Source organism: Pseudomonas sp. NFX71 (genome assembly GCF_048079215.1).
GTDB lineage: Bacteria > Pseudomonadota > Gammaproteobacteria > Pseudomonadales > Pseudomonadaceae > Aquipseudomonas > Aquipseudomonas fluorescens_B.
Window position 1 is genome coordinate 3,587,276 of record NZ_CP182230.1, and the last position, 17,387, is coordinate 3,604,662.

Sequence of the window (17,387 nt, forward strand, 5' to 3'; positions counted from 1 at the left end):
GAAATACACATCACAAAAGCAGGATACGTCGCAAGTTATTATTCGAAATACCCCCGTAACCTGCTGTTTTGAATAAGAACATCAGTGCGTATAAATGGATTTTTGCCTGGCTGGAAGGGGCGAAAATCCGCTGATCGGCCTGACGAATGGCCGGACGCGACCGACAAACCCCAGGAAAATTAAGACCTTCACAGGATTTTTCTCGAGCCTCTTGGTCGGGCGTCGAACGCCGCGTGCAAAAACGGGTAGAATGCCGCCCACGCAATGAGGGTATTGGACATGGCTTTAGTCGGGCGTTACAACAGTTTGCAAGTGGTTAAACACACTAACTTCGGTTTATATCTGGACGGTGGCGCGGATGGCGAAATCCTTCTGCCTAATCGTTATATTCCCAAAGATATTCCCAGCGAAGATGAAGACTGGCTCAACGTTTTTATTTATCTGGACAGCGATGACAAACTTATCGCAACTACCGAAAAGCCGAAAGTTCAAGTCGGTGAATTCGCCAGTTTGAAAGTCGTTGAAGTCAACAGCATCGGTGTTTTCCTGGATTGGGGTTTGCCGAAGGATCTGTTGCTGCCGTATTCCGAAGAAAAGCGTCAGATGACTGCTGGCGAGTATGTCGTGGTGCACGTCTACCTCGACAAGCACACCCGTCGCATCACTGCGACCGCGCGTCTGGACCGTTATCTGGACAAGACCCCGGCCAATTACACACCCGGCCAGGAAGTTGATCTGCTGGTTGCCGAAGCCACCGACATGGGCTTCAAGGCAATCATCAACAACAAGCATTGGGGCCTGATCCACAAGAACGAAATCTTCAAGTTCATGCGCGCCGGCAAGGAAGAGAAGGGCTTCATCAAAGAAGTCCGGGCCGACGGCAAGATCAGCCTGAGCCTGCAACCAGTGGGTGAAGAAGCGGCCACTAGCCTCAACTCGAAGATCCTCGCCAAGTTGCGTGAAAACAACGGCACGCTGCCGGTGAGCGACAAGAGTGACCCGACAGTGATCACCAGCATGTTTGGCGTCAGCAAGGGCAACTTCAAAAAAGCCATTGGTGCGCTGTACAAGAATGGCCAGATCGTTATTCACGCCGATCGCATTGAACTGAGCTGATCCCACGCCGGCCTTTGCTTTAACTGTCGAGTCATTGCCATGGATTGTGTTGACGAGGTGATCCAGTGAGCGCCACTCGGCGTAGCGCCGATGCGTTTGCCCTGCAAGTGATGATGGGGTTGTGCCTGATCTGGGGCGTGCAGCAGGTGATGATCAAGTGGGCGGCGCCTGACATCGCGCCGGTCATGCAGGCTGCGGGGCGGTCGGGTATTTCTGCGTTGCTTGTAGGATTGCTGATCTGTTGGAAGGGCGGCTGGGATCAGGTAGGCAAGACGTGGCGCGGTGGACTGCTGGCCGGAGCGCTGTTTGGACTGGAGTTCTTCTTCATTTCCGAAGGCCTGCAATTGACCACGGCTGCGCACATGTCGGTGTTCCTTTACACGGCGCCGATCTTCACCGCGCTGGGCGTGCACTGGCTGTTGCCGAGCGAACGCTTGAGGCCCGTCCAGTGGTTGGGCATTTTTCTTGCCTTTATCGGGATTGCCATCGCGTTTGCCGGTGGCGTGTCGTGGGACAACCTCGATCGCCGCATGTTGATGGGCGATGCGCTTGGCGTATTGGCCGGCGCCGCTTGGGGCGCAACCACCGTCGTGGTGCGCGCTTCGCGCTTGTCGGAAGCACCGGTGACGCTCACGTTGTTCTACCAACTGATTGTCGGTTTCGTCGGTTTGCTGCTGATCGCGATGCTCAGTGGCCAGGTCACCCACGTCAGCCTGACCACCGTGGCGGTGGCCAGTGTGCTATTCCAGGGACTGGTGGTGTCGTTCTTCAGCTACCTGACCTGGTTCTGGTTGCTGCGTCGCTATCTGGCGGCGAACCTGGCGGTGTTTTCGTTCATGACGCCGTTGTTCGGCGTCACGTTCGGCGTGGTATTGCTGGGCGAAGCGCTGAGCCTCAACTTCGTCATCGGTGCCGTGCTGGTGCTGCTCGGCATCACGTTTGTCAGCGCTGAACAGTGGGTGCGCCGTCGTTTGCGCAAAGCCCTCGGCCAGCGCTGACCGGACGGAGCAACAGACCACCAGCGATAAGCAGACCGCTGCCCGCCACGATCAGCGCCGGCTGCAAACCGCCGCTGAAATGGCTGCTCAATGCGGCCAGCAACGGTCCGGCAAGTTGACCCACGGCGAAACACGCGGTCAGCAGTCCTGCGTTGCGCTGGGTGGCGTGGGGCGCCAGTTCCCGCGAGCGTTGCATCACCAGTTGCATGCAGGCCAGGAACGGCGTGCCACACAGCAATACACCCAGCGCCAGGCCTGACCCGCTGCCCAACAGACACGCGAACACACCAGCGGCTTGCAGCCACAACGTAGCCATCAGCCAATGACGGGTGGCGTTCGGGTTGTGCCGACGAAGACTCACCAGCACCACACCGATGGCCGACGCCAGACCAAAGCAGGGCCAGAACAGATCGGCTTGCCACTGGCCATGGAACTGCGCGTTGGCCATCTGCGAGAGGAAAGTGGCCGGAATGATGTAGCCCAGACCGTACAAGCAGTAGATCCCCCCCAAACGGCCGATCCCCTGGTCGCCCGAACCGGTAGCGCTGGCGGCGACTGCCACGGAGGCGGACGGTTGCGGCAGGAAGGGCAAAATCCCCAAAAGCATCACCAGTGCGACACCGGCGTATACCAGCCACAAGGTTGCAGAGGTCTGACCCAACAGATTCGAGCCCAACGCCAACAATCCTGTGAGAAAGATCCCCAGACCCGGTCCGGCAAATACCACTGCGCCAAGCCGAGGTCGACCGGCTGCCGCGGCCAGTGGCTGGCTCAATGCGGTGATCATCACCAGCACCCAGGCGCTGGCCACGCCCGTGCCGAAACGCAGCAGCAGATGCGACCAGAAGCCATTGGCCCAGAACGAGGCGAGGGTGAGTAATACGCACAACCACAACCCGCCCAGCAACCGCTGCCGGACTTGCTCGGGACGCCGGCAGAACATTGCGTCCACGGCGCCGACGAAGTACCCAAGGTAGTTGGCTGCGGCAATCAGACCAGCGGCCGTGAGGTCGACCTGACCTTCGCTGAGCAGGTGTGGCAATTGCGGGGTGAGGGCGAATCGCCCGATGCCCATGGCCATCATGAGCGCGATAAAACTGGCGAGTAAGCGAATCAGCGGGGACATAGTCTGAGTTCCGGCAGGGGATCAATGACCGTCAGGCTAGGACTGATTGACTTTCTTTAGAAATGAATAATAGTGAGTAACTTGTTCTGATTTGGAGAATGTCGTGGAATTCAGCCAACTGCGGATCTTCCAGGCGGTGGCGGAAGAGGGCTCGATTACCCGTGCTGCCGAACGACTGCATAGGGTGCCGTCGAATCTGTCGACCCGCCTTAAACAGCTTGAGGAGCAGCTCGGCGTAGAACTTTTCTTGCGCGAGCGTCAGCGTTTGCAGTTGTCTCCTGCGGGAAAAGTTTTGCTGGACTACACCGCGAAGCTGTTCAACCTGCGCAACGAAGCGCAAGCGGCGGTGCAGGGCGGGCAACCGGCGGGCGATTTCGTGCTGGGTACGATGTACAGCACCGCGGCCATTTACCTTCCACAACTGTTGGCCCGGTATCACCGCACTTACCCGGCGGTGAACCTGCAAGTCCAGTCCGGGCCCAGCGGAGAGCTGCTGGAGGGCTTGCTCACCGGTCGTCTCGATGCGGCGCTGGTGGATGGCCCGCTGGAGTTGGCCGGGCTCGATGGCGTGCCCTTTCGCGAAGAGCGCCTGGTGCTGATCAGCGAAGCCGATCATCCGCCGGTGCGCAGCGCGCTGGATGTGCAGGGGCGCTCGGTGTTTACCTTTCGCCAGGGCTGTTCTTACCGGACGCGTCTGGAAGCCTGGTTCGCCCATGATCACGCGGCCATGGGGCGGGCGATGGAAATCGAATCCTACCCCGGAATGCTCGCCTGCGTGATTGCCGGTTCGGGGGTGGCGCTGATGTCGGAGTCGATGCTGGCCAGCCTGCCGGGTCGTGAAAGTGTGGCGGTGCACCCGTTGGCCGAGCCCTTCGCCACGGCGACGACCTGGCTGATGTGGCGCAAAGGCATGGTCGGGGCCAATCTTAATGCGTGGATCGAGCAGCAACAGGCGGTCTATCCGACGGAGGTAACGCCGGCCCGAGCAATTGCCTGAACGAATGGTCAGGTATTTGGATCAATTCAGTAACAGATCATTGTGGATTTTGCCGAGCATTAGGTAGGACTTAGGACTATTATCAGTGCGAAGGGGCTACAGAATTTCAGCCGCTCGGCACTACCCTGAAGGGGGCACCATGAAAGAGAAAATCCAAAACTGGCTGCATGACCTGGGTGTCGCACTCGGTTTAATCGAACCGCCTCTGCAACCTGTGCCTATTCGCACCGACGACGAACAGCGTCGCCGCCAGCCGCGCCGCCGGTAACGAAGGGCCGAAGGGCTGTTGTGGCGAGGGGATTTATCCCCGTTGGGCTGCGGAGCAGCCCTAAGACCGTTCAACCGGGTTATATCTGGCGGACCATCTCAGGCGGATTACGACTGCTTCGCAGCCGAACGGGGATAAATCCCCTCGCCACAATCTTGTTTGCCAATTGGGGCGCGTTTGCGAACCCGACTCAATCCCGCGCGATCTCCATCAAAAACCGACTCAAATCGTTCGCCGTCCTGGCGGTCGTGAGCATCCGGTCTTCCTCCGCCGTAAACGCCGTCAACCCAAACTCATCTTCCAGATGGAAGATAAGGTCTTCGATGTCCGCTTTATCCAACCCTAATTCCATCAGGCTGGCGTGATCGTCGACGTCATCCTGGCGCTCCAGCAGGCGGCTGATGAAACAATGCACAGCGGCACGTACGTCGGCTCTATTCATGAGGGTTCTTCAAGGGCGTTGGTATTGTTGTTCCCTGCGCTGAGTACAGCAGTTTTCAGGCGTGCGAGCGCTGCCACTCGTCAATCATGTTGCGCAAATGTTCCCCGGAAAAACTCCCGAAATGACCGCCATGCACGGTGCGGATCGGCAATTCGTGCAAGCGTTGCAGGCTGCGCGCGTAGTCATTGAGGTCGGAGTGGTAGGCGTCCTCGATCAGCGGCCCGTCGTAGATAATGTCGCCACTGAACAGTGTCTCGGTTGCCGCCTCATACAGGCTGATGCCACCCGGTGAATGCCCGGGTGTGTGCAGCACCTGCAACACGCGATTGCCCAGATCCAGTACATCCCCATCCTCAATCATCCCCGTGGCCGGTGCGGCTTTCACCCGGTATTCGGCGTAGCACAGCGGGCAATCGGGATGAGCCTCGAACATGTCGTCGCCGACGAATGCCCGGCTCAAATCGTTTTCGCCGTCAGGTGCCTCAAGGATATCGGCCTCGGCGGGATGCACCAGGCGTTCGGCAAATTCGTGATGGCCGGCGATGTGGTCGAAATGGCAATGACTGGCCACGGCCACCAGCGGCCGTTCGGTAATCCACGGCAATTGCTCGCGCAGGCTCACCAGCCCGGAGCCGCTGTCCAGCAGCAGGTCCTTGTCGCGGCCCTGAATGTGCCAGAGGTTGCAGCGGTAGAACGGACGGATGTAAGGCTCGTGGATCAGGCGGATGCTGTCGCTGAGCTGTTTGACCTCGAACCACTGATCGCGAGAAACAATCTTCATCAAAGGTTTTCTCCAGGCGAAAAAAACGGGTGTGGCAACCGACGCCACACCCGTCGAAGAAAGCATCAAGTCGTTATGTTCAGCTTAGGCGGCGCTGGCCGCCACTGCCGGGCGACGGGACAGCAAGCTGACCAGCACGAAGCTCACCAGACTCACGCCGAGGCTGTAGTAGATCGGGGTGTTGGCGTCCATGCCATCCTTGATCATGAACAACAGCGCGGTGGCGAAGCCCATGCCCATGCTGGCGATCGCGCCAGCGGTGGTTGCGCGTTTCCAGAAGATTGCACCCATCAGCGGAATCAGCATGCCGCCCACCAACAGGTTGTAGGCCAGGGTCAATGCGCTGATTACATCGTTGACTACCAAAGCGATGCCGAGTACCGCAATGCCGGTCAGCAGGGTAAACAGGCGGTTAACGTTCATGTTGGATTGTTTGCCACCACGCAGTTTCGGCAGCAGGTCTTCGGTCAGGGTGGTGGATGCGGCAAGCAGGCCGGCGCTGGCGGTGGACATCATGGCAGCCAGGGCTGCAGCGATCACCAAGCCACGGATGCCGTCCGGCAGCGAGACTTTGACGATAGCGGCAAAAGCGTTGTTGACGTTGTCCAGATCCGGGATCAGTACGTGAGCGGCCATGCCGATCAGTGCACAGACCAGACCGTAGATGATGCAGTAGATGCCCGCGGAGGTACCGGCATACTTCGCAACTTTTTCGCTTCGTGCGGTGAACACCCGTTGCCAGATGTCCTGGCCGATCAGGATGCCGAAGAAGTAAATCATGAAGTAGGTGATGATGGTGTCCCAGCCGATGCTGGTGAAGCTGAAGCTGGCCGCCGGCAATTGTGCAACCAGTTGATCCCAGCCACCCACTCGGTACAAGCAGATGGGCAGCAACAGGAACATCAGGCCGACGGTCTGGATACCGAACTGGACGATGTCGGTCAGTGTCAGCGACCACATGCCGCCGATGGTCGAGTAGATCACCACCACACCACCGCCGAGAATCACCGACAACCAGAACGGAAGGCCGAACAACACTTGCAGTACGGTGCCGATTGCCAGGATCGAGGTCACACCGATCATCAGCGCATAGGCCAGCATGATGCTCGCGCTTGCGGTACGAGCCATCGGGTTATAGCGCTTTTCCAGCACTTGGGTAACGGTGAATACCTTCAGCTTCAGCAGCGGCTTGGCGAGGAACAGATTCAGCGCCACGATCCCGCAGCCCAGTGCGGCGCAGAGCCAGAAACCGGAGATGCCATGAACATAACCCAGACGCACGGTGCCCACGGTGGATGCGCCGCCCAGAACGGTGGCAGCCATGGTGCCCATGTACAGGGTCGGGCCGAGGTTGCGACCGGCGACCAAGTAGTCTTCGTTGGTCTTGGCCTTGCGCATGCCGAAGTAGCCGAGTACCAGCATCGCGGCGGCGTATATGAGAACGACGAATAAATCCAATGCCATGATGGCGTGTCTCCGATTGTCTTTTTTATGGTGAGGCGAAAATCAATGTGGCAATCAGGCCGCTTTTTGTGGCGAGGGAGCTTGCTCCCTCGCCACAGAGGTTCCGTTGATCACCGTTTGTGTCGAATCAGGCGGCTTGTCGCAACGCCGGTTTACCGAGCGAATCCGTGCCCTTGCTGCGTGGATCATTCGGCCCGAACACCGCAGCCGGTTCCGGGAACAGGCTCAGCAGCGCCAGGTACACCACCGAGGCCAGGCCAAGGGTCACCGGCAGGCTGATGTCGATGCCACCCGCCAGGTTGCCGAGTACACCTACGAACTGCCCTGGCAGGTTCACAAAGCACAGACCGACCAAGGCACTCGGGATCCAGGCACCCAGCCCACGCCAGTTCCAGCCATGGGTGAACCAGTAACGACCGCCTTTCTCGCCGCGGGTGAACACTTGCAGGTCATCCGGGCAATAGAAGCCGCGACGCACCAGCAGACCGATGATCATGATCACCATCCATGGGGTGGTGCAGGTGATGATCAGCACGGCGAAGGTCGACACGCTCTGCACCAGGTTCGCCGCAAAGCGTCCGATGAAGATGAAGGCAATCGACATCACACCGATCAACAGGGTGGCCTTGACTCGCGACAGCACCCGCGGGAACACGCTGGACATGTCCAGCCCGGTGCCATACAGCGAGGTGGTGCCCGTGGACATGCCGCCGATCACCGCGATCAGGCACACCGGCAGGAAGAACCAGCTCGGCGAGACGGCCAGCAGGCCACCGACGTAGTTGTTCGCCGCGATGTAGTCCGGCGCCTTGATCGCGACGATGGTCGCGGTGGCGAGGCCGAACAGGAAGGGGATGAACGTTGCGATCTGCGAGATCACCACGGCAGCCATGATCCGGCGCTTGGAGGTGTCACGCGGGATGTAGCGCGACCAGTCACCGAGGAACGCGCCGAAGGAAATCGGGTTGCTCATCGCCACCAGCGCGGCGCCGATAAAGGCGGCCCAGAAGCCCGGTTGACCCATGCTCACGGTGCCGGCGTAATTCACATCGAAAGGACCGGCGAACGCGAAGAGCCCCAACAGGAACAACAGGCTGGCGCTCCATACCGCGATCTTGTTGACCCACAACAGGAAGCGGAAACCGTAGATGCACACCGTCAGCACCAGGATCGCGAACAGACCGTAGGCCAGGCCCAGGGTCAGGTCGGTTTCCGGCAGGCCGATCAGGCGTTTGGCACCACCGATCAGCGCATCACCCGAACTCCACACCGAGAGCGAGAAGAAGGCGATGGCGGTCAGCAGCGACAGAAACGACCCGACGATCCGCCCGTGCACGCCGAAGTGTGCACCGGAAGACACGGCATTGTTGGTGCCGTTGATCGGGCCGAACAGGCCCATGGGCGCGAGGATCAGCGAACCCAGCAACACGCCCAGCACAATCGCGCAGACGCCCGCCTGAAAGGACAGGCCGAACAGCACCGGGAAACTGCCGAGCACGGCGGTGGCAAAGGTGTTGGAACCGCCGAAGATCATCCGGAACAAGTCCGTCGGGCCTGCGGTGCGTTCGTTGTCCGGGATCTGTTCGACCCCGTAGGTTTCAATATGCGTAAGGCTTTGGTCGTTGTTGTTGTTATTCATGATCTGCTCCGATCATAAAGGCGCGCTCATCGTGTGTGAGCGTCACCTGTTTGGCTAAGGGATTGGCAGCCCTTCCGGCATCGCGGACAAATGTTCGTGGCAGGCCAGCCATGGGCCTTGTTGTTCTTGGCCAGACGCTTGTTTCTTGAAAACAATCGTCTCGCGCTCCTGGCTGAAGTGTTGCTCCCCTTGCATGCGCAGCTCGGTGGCCACGTCATGGATGAAAATCGCCACGTCACCCTGCAGGCTGACGAAGGCGTTGCTCGAGGTGCACGACAGCACCTCGAAGCCATCCTCCGAACGCCAGGTGTCCCACAACGCCTGATAGGCATCGCGCGACAGCAGCGGCTGCTCGAGGGTGTAGAAGACGAAGCTGGCATCGGCGCTGAACGCGCCGAAGTAGGCTTCGCGATCGTTACGGGCAAAGGCGGACACCAGATCGGCGGCGGCCTTCAAAACCTGATCACGTTCGTTCATGACCGATCCTCAGCGGTGGACCACGCCAGGCAGTACGCAGAGCATTTCGTACAGCAGGTTGGCGGCCAGCAGCGAGGTGTTGCCGGTGGTGTCATAAGCGGGCGAGACTTCTACCAGATCGCAACCGACCAGGTCGAGGCCTTGGCAGCCTCGAACGATCTCGATCGCCTGAATGGTCGTCAGACCACCGATTTCCGGGGTGCCGGTCCCCGGTGCCCAGGCCGGGTCGATGCCATCAATGTCGAAACTCAGGTACACCGGACCGCCGCCGACTTTCTCGCGCACTTCGGCCATCAATGGTGCCAGGGATTTGTGCCAGCACTCTTCGGCCTGAACCACACGGAAACCCTGGTTACGGCTCCAGTTGAAGTCGTCAGCGGTGTAGCCCTGCGCACGCAGACCGATTTGCACGACGCGGTCCGGGTCCAGAAGACCTTCTTCGACGGCGCGACGGAAGGTGGTGCCATGGGCGATCTTCTCGCCAAACATGTGATCGTTCACATCGGCGTGGGCGTCGATGTGCACCAGGCCGACCTTGCCATGCTTCTTGTGGATGGCACGCAGGATCGGCAGGGTGATCGTGTGGTCGCCGCCCAGAGTCAGGGGGATCACATCGTGTTCGAGGATTTTGTGGTAGGACTCTTCGATGATCCGAACGGCATCCAGTAGGTTGAAGGTGTTGATGGCCACGTCGCCGATGTCGGCAACCGACAGTGAATCGAACGGCGCTGCGCCGGTCGCCATGTTGTACGGGCGGATCATCACGGATTCGGCGCGGATGTCACGCGGTCCGAAACGGGTGCCGGGACGCAGGGAAGTACCGATGTCCAGCGGCACGCCTACGAAGGCAGCGTCCAGACCGGCAGCGGTCGGTACATGGGGGAGTCGGAGCATGGTGGCGATGCCGCCGAAGCGCGGCATTTCGTTGCCGCCCAGTGGTTGGTGAAGAATCTTGTCCACGGGTAAGGCCTCATCGTCGTTGTTTTATTTATGTCGGTTGCGCAGAACCGGGGAGGTTCGGGCACCGCTAGGGACCGATTCTGCGAAATGCAGTGGTCGGGAAGAATCGCTACGGGCAAATACTTAGTTCAGATTTTTCTAAACTAATGGTTGGCACGACGATAGACTTGCGGCCATGTGCCGCACTCCTGTGGCGAGGGGATTTATCCCCGTTGGGTGGCGAAGCCGCCCCAAACCCTGCAAACCGGAGCTTCAGATACACCGCATACACTGGGTTTACGACTGCTGCGCAGCCGAACGGGGATAAATCCCCTCGCCACAGGATTGAAATTCGATTGGTGTTTGGAGTGCCCCCATGGCCAACGCTTTACCCGACCTGAAACTGTTACGCATCTTCGTCAGCGTGGTCCGTCATCAGGGGTTCGCCAACGCGCAGCAAGAGCTCAACCTCTCGACCTCGGCGATCAGCACCTACATGAGCCAGCTCGAAGCGGCCCTTGGCCTGGTGCTGTGCCATCGCGGTCGGGGCGGTTTCAGCCTGACCAGCAAAGGCGAATTGTTCCACCAGGAAACCCTGCGCTTGCTCGGCGAACTCGAAGGTTTCGAGCAATACGCGGCGGCGCTGAAGGGTGAACTGCGCGGCACGCTGAACCTCGGCGTCATCGACTCCACCGTCAGCGACAAGGCCTTGCCTTTCGCCGAGGCCATCGGCGCCTACAGTCAGGAACACCCGGCGGTGCATTTGCACCTTTCGGTGATGAGCCCGTACGAACTGCAACTCGGCGTGCAGGACAACCGTCTCGACCTCGCCATCGGCGCGTTTTCCACGCGCATGAGCGGGCTGGTCTATATGCCGCTGTACCGTGAACAACACTGGTTGTACTGCAGCAGCCGCCATCCGCTGTTCACCGAGCGACGCATCCCCGAGCAAGTCATCACCCAGCAACGCATGGTGGGGCGCGGTTACTGGAGCCAGGCCGAACTGGCGCGCCATGGCTTCAAACACAGCGCCGCGACCGTGGAAAGCATGGAGGCGCAACTGATCCTGGTGCTGTCCGGCGCCTACATCGGTTATCTGCCGGAGCATTACGCCCAGGCCTGGGCAGACAAGGGGGACTTGCGCGTGTTGCTGCCGGCGACCTTCGGCTACCAGGCGCCGTTCTCGATGATCGTGCGCCGGGGGCGCAGTCGCGAACCGTTGATCCAGACCTTCCGCGATTTGCTCAAAGCACAGCTCAATCAGGTTTGAAACCATGTCCAGAATCCAGTGTGCCCGCTGCCTGCGTCCGCAAACCCATTGCCTGTGCCCTCTGATCCCGAGCCTCGACAGCCGCACTCGGGTGTTGTTGCTGCAACATCCGAGCGAAGTGAACCATGCGCTGAACACCGCGCGGTTGGCGGCATTGGGGTTGAAGAATGCCGAGTTGATGGTGGGTGAGGTGTTCGACGATTTGCCGGCACTGTTGAATCAGCCGGGCTATCAGGCGCGGCTGTTGTTTCCTGGCGAGGAGGCTCAACCGCTGCAGGCGTACGCGGCAAACGATCAGCCGCTGTTGCTGGTCGTACCGGACGGCACTTGGCGCAAGGCGCGTAAAATGCTGCACCTCAATCCGCTGTTGGCGGCGTTGCCCCGAGTGACTCTGGTGGAGGGCGGCGTGTCGCGGTATCGCTTGCGCAAGGCGCCGGGACCAGGGGCGCTGTCGACGGTGGAGGCGATTGTTCAGGCGTTGCAGGTGCTGGAAGCGCCTGTCAGTTTCGAGCCGTTGTTGAAACCGTTCGAGGCGCTGATCGAGGGACAGATTGCGGCGATGGGGGAGGAAATCTTCCAGCGTAATCATGGCGACAGATAAGTCGTGTCTGTACCGGCCCCATCGCTAGCAGGCTAGTTCCCACACTGGATCTGTGGCGTTCACAAGTTCCCTGTGGGAGCTGGCCTGCCAGCGATAGCCATTGCACAGCCAATGAAGATTCCGGCCGGATCTATCGCTCCCGCATCGCCTCGGTCCGGGCTTTAAGCACCGGTTTCAGCAGGTAATCCAGCACACTTTTCTCACCGGTGATGATGTCCACAGTGGCCACCATCCCCGGAATGATCAGCAGCGGTTTCACATCCCCACCCAAGTGATTTTTATCGGTGCGCACCTGAATCAGATAAAAGCTGTTGCCCTTGTCATCCGTAATTGTGTCCGCACCAATCAACTCCAGCTTCGCGCTCAACCCACCGTAAATCGTGTAGTCGTACGCACTGAACTTGACCATCGCTTTCTGCCCCGGATGCAGGAACGCCACGTCCTGCGGGCGCACCTTGGCCTCGATCAGCAGGTTTTCCTCGATGGGCACGATTTCCACCATGTCGCTGCCCGGCTGGACCACGCCGCCGATGGTGTTGACCTTCAGCACCTTGATAATCCCGTGCACCGGCGACACCACCGTCGTGCGGCTCACTCGGTCATCAATGGCAATGCTCGACGCGGTGATTTTCGACAGATCGGTACGTTTCTCATTGAGCTCTTTCGCCGCGTCCGAACGGAAGGATTGTTCCGATTCGTCGATCTTGCTTTTGATCTCGTTGATCGCCGATTCCGCACGGGGAATCGCCAGCGTCGTGGCATTCAGTGAGCCGCGAATCTCCACCGCGCTGCGTTTGAGCCGCAGGATTTCCACGGGCGAAACCGCCCCGGTACCCACCAGCGGCGCGGACATGTTCATCTCTTGTTGCAGCAGCGCCAGGCTGGAACTGAATTGACTCTGTTTCGAGCGAAACTCCGCCAGTTCCTGGGTTTTCTGCCGCAGTTGTTCGGTCAGCGTGCGCTGTTCGCTGGCCAGGCGACGTTGCCGTTGTTCGTACAGCGAGCGCTCGTCCTCGGCCACTTGCGGGGCCTTGGCGATCACCTCCGGCGACAACTTGAACGGCCGCCCCTCGGCCTCGGCGGACAGGCGTTCGACCTGCGCGGTCAACGCGTAACGATCGGCCTCGCTTTCACCCTTGTTCGACAGAAACCGTGTGTCATCCAGGCGCAGCAGCGTGTCGCCCTTGTTCACCATTTGTCCTTCGCGCACAAAGATCTCGGTGACGATGCCGCCTTCCAGGTTCTGGATCACCTGCACCTTGCTCGACGGAATGGCCTTGCCTTCACCCATGGTGACTTCCTGCAACACCGCGAACCTGGCCCAGACCACGGCGCTGATGATCAGCGCGGCGGCGAGCCATACGGTGATCCGCGACCAGCGCGGGGAATCCTGCAACGAGGCGCCGGCGGTTTCCGGCATGAACTCGCTTTCGGCACTTTTGCTGAAGCTGTCGAAGTAGCCGCGTGAACCCTGTGAAGATGCCATAAGCGGACTCCTAGACGGCCGCAGAGCCGACACGGCCCTTGCGCAGTGCATCGATGACCGCTTCTTTCGGACCGTCGGCGACGATCCGCCCGTTGTCCAGTACCACCAGCCGGTCCACCAGGCTGAGCATCGAGGTGCGGTGGGTCACCAGCAGCAGGGTTTTGCCCTGGACCCAACCGTGAAGTTTTTGCCGAAGGACATCTTCGCTGCTGTTGTCCATGGCGCTGGTAGGTTCGTCGAGCAGCATGATTGGCGGGTCGAGCAACAAGGCGCGTGCCAGCAACACCGCCTGACGCTGACCGCCGGAGAGCAATTGCCCGCGTTCGCCGACAGGCCGGTCAAAGCCTTGTGGATGTTGCCGCGCGAGTTCGGTCACGCCGGTCAGTTCGGCCACTTCCAGCATCCGCGAGTCGCTGATGTAACGCGCGCCGAGGGTCAGGTTGTCGCGCAGGCTGCCGGCCAGCAGCGGCAGGTCGTGGGCCACGTAACCAATCTGTTGGCGAAGGTCGGCGACGTCCAGTTGCCGCAGGTCCAGGCCATCGAGCAGCAACTGGCCTTCCTCCGGTTCGTAGAAACCCATGATCAGACGCCCCAAGGTGCTTTTGCCCGAGCCGCTGCGCCCGATGATGCCGACCCGTTCACCGGGTTTCAGGCTGAAACTGATGTTGGCCAGCGCTGGCGCGTTCTGGCCGTTGTAGTGAAAGGTCACGCCGCTGACGTCGAGTGCGCCTTGCAGTTGCGTGCGTTCCAGCGGCCGCTGTTTCGCGTCGCGTTCTTGCGGAAGCGACATCAGCGCATCGGTGCTTTTCATGGTCAGTTGCGCTTGCTGATAGCGGGTGATCAGCCCGGCGATCTGCCCCAGCGGTGCGAGCACGCGACTGCCCAGCATGTAGGTCGCCACCAGTGCGCCGACGCTGAGGTTGCCGGCGATGATGCTGTAGACCCCGGCGACGATGGTCGCCATGCCGGAGAACTGCTGGATGAACAGCGTACCGTTGGTGGCCAGCGCCGAGAGGTTGCGCGCATGACTGTCGAGGCGGGTGAGGGCGCCGTGGGTGCTTTCCCATTTGTGCTGGCGCTCGCTTTCGGCGCTGCAGGCCTTGAGGGTTTCCAGGCCGCCGAGGGTTTCGATCAGCAGGGCCTGGCGTTCGGCGCCGAGTGCCAGGCTTTTTTGCACGGTGTCGCGCAGGCGCACCTGAATCACCATGGCGAACAGAATGGTGATCGGGAATGCCAGCAACGGAATGACCACCAGCCAGCCACCGAGCAGGCCGATCACCACCAGCATCAGTACGGCGAATGGCAGGTCGATCAGGCTGGTCAGCGTGACGGCGGTGAGGAATTCGCGCAGGCCCTGGAAGTCATGGATGCTTTGGGCAAAACCGCCGATGGTCGCCGGGCGCGCTTTCATCGACATGCCAGTGATGCGTTCGAACAGCGTTGCGGACAGGATCACGTCGGTTTTCTTCCCGGCGGTGTCCAGCAAGTGTGCGCGAACCACCCGCAGCGCCAGCTCGAAACCGGTGCCGATCAGCAAACCGATGGACAGCACCCACAAGGTTGAAGTCGCCTGGTTCGGTACCACCCGGTCGTAAGTCTGCATCACGAACAGCGGCACCATCAGCCCCAGCAGGTTGATCAGGAAACTCGCGAGGATTGCATCGCTGTACAGCCATTTCGACAGCTTCAAGGTGTCGCGGAACCACGCCTCCACCCGTGGCACCAGCGGCGAACGCAAGTCTTCGAGTTCATGCCGTGGCCGGGCGAACAAGGCCTGGCCGCTGTAGTTTTCGGCCAGTTCTTCACGGCTGACCCACTGCTCGCCACCGTCGGCTTCGCTCGGCAGAATCAGCAAGCGGCCGTCATCGCCGAAGCGACGCAGGATGGCGGTGCGGCCGTTGTTGAGGATCAGCATCACAGGCAGGTTGAGCGCGGAAATGTCTTCCAGGTCACGGCGCAACAGCCGCGCCTGCAAACTGGCCCGGGCCGCTGCGCGTGGCAGCAGGTCCAGGCTCAAGCGTTGGTGTGCCATTGGCAGCCCGGCACTCAGGCTGGCACGACTGACCGTCGCGCCATGAAGTTTGCAGAGGATCAGCAGACCGTCCAGAAGCGGGTCATCGAAGCTCAGCCGCGGATCGACACCGGTGTTGCCGGGTTCCATGCTGGTCACATTGATCGCTCCATTGCACTACCGCAATTCAGGCAGACGGGCTTCGTTCTTCACTTCGGTCCGGGCGATCGCATCGGCTGGCAGCACCACCCGTTGTTTGCTCAGCAACTGGCCCATGTTCGCCAGCACGCGGTACATCGAGTACTCCTCGGTGTAGCGCACTTCGGTGTAGCGGCGATTGGCGTTGTACAGCTCGTTTTCGCTGTCGAGCACGTCCAGCAGGGTCCGTTGGCCGAGGCCGAACTGGTCCTGGTAGGCCGCACGAACGCGGGTGGTGGTTTCCGCGTATTCGCGGGCGGTCGGGGTTTGTTTCCGGGCGTTGAGCATGGCGTTCCACGCCAGGTGGATGTTCTCGTTGAGCTGGCGCAGGGCGTTGTTGCGGATGTCCATGGCCTGATTGATCTTGTGTGCGTCGGAAGCCAGCCTTGCCTTGTCGCTGCCGCCACGGAACAGGTTGTAGTTCATCACGACGCCGACGCGCCATTCGTTGTCGTGGCCTTCTTCGCCGGCGATGTTGTTGTTTGCCCCCACCGCGGCTTCAGCGTCGAAGCGTGGGTAGAACGGCGACTTGGCGACTTCGTACTGGCTCTCGGCCGATTGCACATCCGCCTGGGCCGATTTCAGGTACGGGTTGTTGTCGACCATGCTCTGTTGGGCATCCTGGATCGTGGCCGGCAATTCGCCCTTGATCGACGGCAGTGTTTCCAGTTCATCGGGCATGCGCCCTGTCACGGCATAGAAATTCGCTTCGGCATCGGCCAGATCGACTTCGGCAGTATCGAGGTTGTTCTCCGCGAGTGCCCGGCGAGCCACGGATTGATCGGAGTCGGCGTTGCTGCCGATACCGCGCTGGGTGCGCAGGCCGATCTGGTCGTTGACCCGCAGGTGCGCCTGCAGGTTGTTCTTGGCCAGGGTCACCAGTTCGCGGCGCTTGAGCACTTCGAGATAGACCTCGATGGTGCGCAGGGCCAGGTCCTGCGCGGTGCCCTGAGCGTAATAGGCCCGGGAGTTGACCACGCCTTTGGTGCGCTCGACTTCGTTGGATGTGTTGAAACCATCGAAGAGCATCTGCCGCAAGCGCAGTTCCGATTGGGTGTAGTTCAGAATCTCGGTGTGGTGATTGCCGAAGGCGCGGGTGTTGGTGTTGTCGCTGTACCCGCGCCCGTAGCCGGCATTCAGGTCAACAGAGGGATAAAAACCGCCCTTGGCGACTTTCACGTCCTCATCCGCCGACAGGCGGCTGTCTACACGTGAGGCGAGTTCCGGGTGGGTGGCGATGGTGCTCTGGATCGCCTCGGTCAACGACATGGCTTGAGCCTGAGAAGTGCAGGCCATGGCCAATAGAATCGCACTGCAAACGGGGGTCAATCGGCGCATGTATACATCTCCCTGAAGTCCCAATGGTGCTTATCAGTCGCCAAATATTTGACGGCATTTATGGGTGAAACCGTTTCATACTTGTAACATCAGAGCTAAGAACATTCTCAAAAGAACCTTAGAAGTTTTTCTCATAACTGTTATGTCAAAAAAAACTTATGCGCTCTGAAAAATCCAGCACATTGTTCAATCCGAAAGCCCTTGATTTACGAGCCTTAGGGAGCTTCTTGAGGGCT

16 protein-coding genes are annotated in these 17,387 nt (G+C 60.1%); 6 read left to right on the forward strand and 10 right to left on the reverse strand.

The features are described 5' to 3' along the window. The first annotated feature begins 279 nt into the window (after positions 1–279). Both ACM1ZW_RS16560 and ACM1ZW_RS16565 read left to right on the forward strand, forming a co-directional pair. Positions 280–1,116, forward strand: coding sequence for a S1 RNA-binding domain-containing protein (locus ACM1ZW_RS16560; protein ID WP_084323383.1), 837 nt, complete (start codon positions 280–282; stop codon positions 1,114–1,116). Between the two features lie 65 nt (positions 1,117–1,181). Continuing rightward, positions 1,182–2,114, forward strand: a complete 933-nt coding sequence (locus tag ACM1ZW_RS16565; protein WP_017337099.1) for a DMT family transporter — start codon at positions 1,182–1,184, stop codon at positions 2,112–2,114. On the opposite strand, the gene ACM1ZW_RS16570 is transcribed toward ACM1ZW_RS16565, so the two are convergent. Continuing rightward, positions 2,059–3,240 carry an MFS transporter gene (locus ACM1ZW_RS16570; protein WP_416738912.1) on the reverse strand — a complete coding sequence of 394 codons (1,182 nt, stop codon included), beginning with the start codon at positions 3,238–3,240 and terminating at the stop codon, positions 2,059–2,061. The genes ACM1ZW_RS16565 and ACM1ZW_RS16570 overlap by 56 nt on opposite strands. Before the next feature lie 103 nt (positions 3,241–3,343). Between ACM1ZW_RS16570 and ptrR the strand changes: the two genes are divergently transcribed. Continuing rightward, on the forward strand, positions 3,344–4,237 hold the full coding sequence (ptrR, locus tag ACM1ZW_RS16575; protein ID WP_017337101.1) for a putrescine utilization regulator PtrR: 894 nt from the start codon (positions 3,344–3,346) through the stop codon (positions 4,235–4,237). Positions 4,238–4,376: 139 nt separating this feature from the next. Next, entirely contained in the window at positions 4,377–4,505 is a 129-nt protein-coding gene (locus tag ACM1ZW_RS16580; RefSeq protein WP_003184145.1) for a PA1414 family protein, read from the forward strand. Positions 4,506–4,695: 190 nt separating this feature from the next. On the opposite strand, the gene ACM1ZW_RS16585 is transcribed toward ACM1ZW_RS16580, so the two are convergent. From ACM1ZW_RS16585 to speB, 6 genes are all read right to left on the reverse strand, one after another. Then, entirely contained in the window at positions 4,696–4,947 is a 252-nt protein-coding gene (locus ACM1ZW_RS16585) for a phosphopantetheine-binding protein (RefSeq protein WP_017337102.1), read from the reverse strand. 55 nt (positions 4,948–5,002) lie between these two features. Next, positions 5,003–5,728 carry an MBL fold metallo-hydrolase gene (locus ACM1ZW_RS16590; protein WP_414879629.1) on the reverse strand — a complete coding sequence of 242 codons (726 nt, stop codon included), beginning with the start codon at positions 5,726–5,728 and terminating at the stop codon, positions 5,003–5,005. Between the two features lie 84 nt (positions 5,729–5,812). Then, positions 5,813–7,192, reverse strand: a complete 1,380-nt coding sequence (locus tag ACM1ZW_RS16595) for a sodium:solute symporter (RefSeq protein WP_017337104.1) — start codon at positions 7,190–7,192, stop codon at positions 5,813–5,815. A gap of 127 nt (positions 7,193–7,319) precedes the next feature. Continuing rightward, positions 7,320–8,831, reverse strand: a complete 1,512-nt coding sequence (locus tag ACM1ZW_RS16600; protein ID WP_416738913.1) for a purine-cytosine permease family protein — start codon at positions 8,829–8,831, stop codon at positions 7,320–7,322. A gap of 54 nt (positions 8,832–8,885) precedes the next feature. Continuing rightward, complete coding sequence (locus tag ACM1ZW_RS16605) at positions 8,886–9,308, reverse strand: YybH family protein (RefSeq protein WP_414879631.1); 423 nt, start codon at positions 9,306–9,308, stop codon at positions 8,886–8,888. Between the two features lie 9 nt (positions 9,309–9,317). Further along, positions 9,318–10,268: an agmatinase gene (speB, locus tag ACM1ZW_RS16610; RefSeq protein WP_017337107.1), complete on the reverse strand. Its 951-nt coding sequence runs from the start codon at positions 10,266–10,268 to the stop codon at positions 9,318–9,320. Positions 10,269–10,623: 355 nt separating this feature from the next. Between speB and ACM1ZW_RS16615 the strand changes: the two genes are divergently transcribed. Next, a complete protein-coding gene (locus ACM1ZW_RS16615) occupies positions 10,624–11,517 on the forward strand; it encodes a LysR family transcriptional regulator (RefSeq protein ID WP_017337108.1) in 894 nt (297 codons plus the stop codon). 4 nt (positions 11,518–11,521) lie between these two features. Further along, positions 11,522–12,118 carry a tRNA-uridine aminocarboxypropyltransferase gene (locus ACM1ZW_RS16620; RefSeq protein ID WP_416738914.1) on the forward strand — a complete coding sequence of 199 codons (597 nt, stop codon included), beginning with the start codon at positions 11,522–11,524 and terminating at the stop codon, positions 12,116–12,118. A gap of 130 nt (positions 12,119–12,248) precedes the next feature. On the opposite strand, the gene ACM1ZW_RS16625 is transcribed toward ACM1ZW_RS16620, so the two are convergent. Genes ACM1ZW_RS16625 through ACM1ZW_RS16635 form a run of 3 tightly spaced genes read right to left on the reverse strand, consistent with a single transcriptional unit; the run spans position 12,249 to position 17,151 of the window. Beyond that, positions 12,249–13,604 carry an HlyD family type I secretion periplasmic adaptor subunit gene (locus tag ACM1ZW_RS16625; protein WP_017337110.1) on the reverse strand — a complete coding sequence of 452 codons (1,356 nt, stop codon included), beginning with the start codon at positions 13,602–13,604 and terminating at the stop codon, positions 12,249–12,251. Between the two features lie 10 nt (positions 13,605–13,614). Beyond that, entirely contained in the window at positions 13,615–15,774 is a 2,160-nt protein-coding gene (locus tag ACM1ZW_RS16630; protein WP_017337111.1) for a type I secretion system permease/ATPase, read from the reverse strand. An 18-nt stretch (positions 15,775–15,792) separates the two neighbouring features. Beyond that, positions 15,793–17,151 (reverse strand): TolC family outer membrane protein, encoded by a 1,359-nt coding sequence (locus ACM1ZW_RS16635; protein ID WP_017337112.1) that lies wholly within the window; start codon positions 17,149–17,151, stop codon positions 15,793–15,795. Between the last annotated feature and the right edge of the window lie 236 nt (positions 17,152–17,387).

Bases quoted from the DNA above. Each gene is read 5' to 3' on its own strand.
- ACM1ZW_RS16560 (WP_084323383.1), top strand. From the start codon at position 280: ATGGCTTTAGTCGGGCGTTACAACAGTTTGCAAGTGGTTAAACACACT.
- ACM1ZW_RS16570 (WP_416738912.1), bottom strand. From the start codon at position 3,240: ATGTCCCCGCTGATTCGCTTACTCGCCAGTTTTATCGCGCTCATGATG.
- ACM1ZW_RS16580 (WP_003184145.1), top strand. From the start codon at position 4,377: ATGAAAGAGAAAATCCAAAACTGGCTGCATGACCTGGGTGTCGCACTC.
- ACM1ZW_RS16585 (WP_017337102.1), bottom strand. From the start codon at position 4,947: ATGAATAGAGCCGACGTACGTGCCGCTGTGCATTGTTTCATCAGCCGC.
- ACM1ZW_RS16590 (WP_414879629.1), bottom strand. From the start codon at position 5,728: ATGAAGATTGTTTCTCGCGATCAGTGGTTCGAGGTCAAACAGCTCAGC.
- ACM1ZW_RS16595 (WP_017337104.1), bottom strand. From the start codon at position 7,192: ATGGCATTGGATTTATTCGTCGTTCTCATATACGCCGCCGCGATGCTG.
- ACM1ZW_RS16600 (WP_416738913.1), bottom strand. From the start codon at position 8,831: ATGAATAACAACAACAACGACCAAAGCCTTACGCATATTGAAACCTAC.
- ACM1ZW_RS16605 (WP_414879631.1), bottom strand. From the start codon at position 9,308: ATGAACGAACGTGATCAGGTTTTGAAGGCCGCCGCCGATCTGGTGTCC.
- ACM1ZW_RS16615 (WP_017337108.1), top strand. From the start codon at position 10,624: ATGGCCAACGCTTTACCCGACCTGAAACTGTTACGCATCTTCGTCAGC.
- ACM1ZW_RS16620 (WP_416738914.1), top strand. From the start codon at position 11,522: ATGTCCAGAATCCAGTGTGCCCGCTGCCTGCGTCCGCAAACCCATTGC.
- ACM1ZW_RS16625 (WP_017337110.1), bottom strand. From the start codon at position 13,604: ATGGCATCTTCACAGGGTTCACGCGGCTACTTCGACAGCTTCAGCAAA.
- ACM1ZW_RS16635 (WP_017337112.1), bottom strand. From the start codon at position 17,151: ATGCGCCGATTGACCCCCGTTTGCAGTGCGATTCTATTGGCCATGGCC.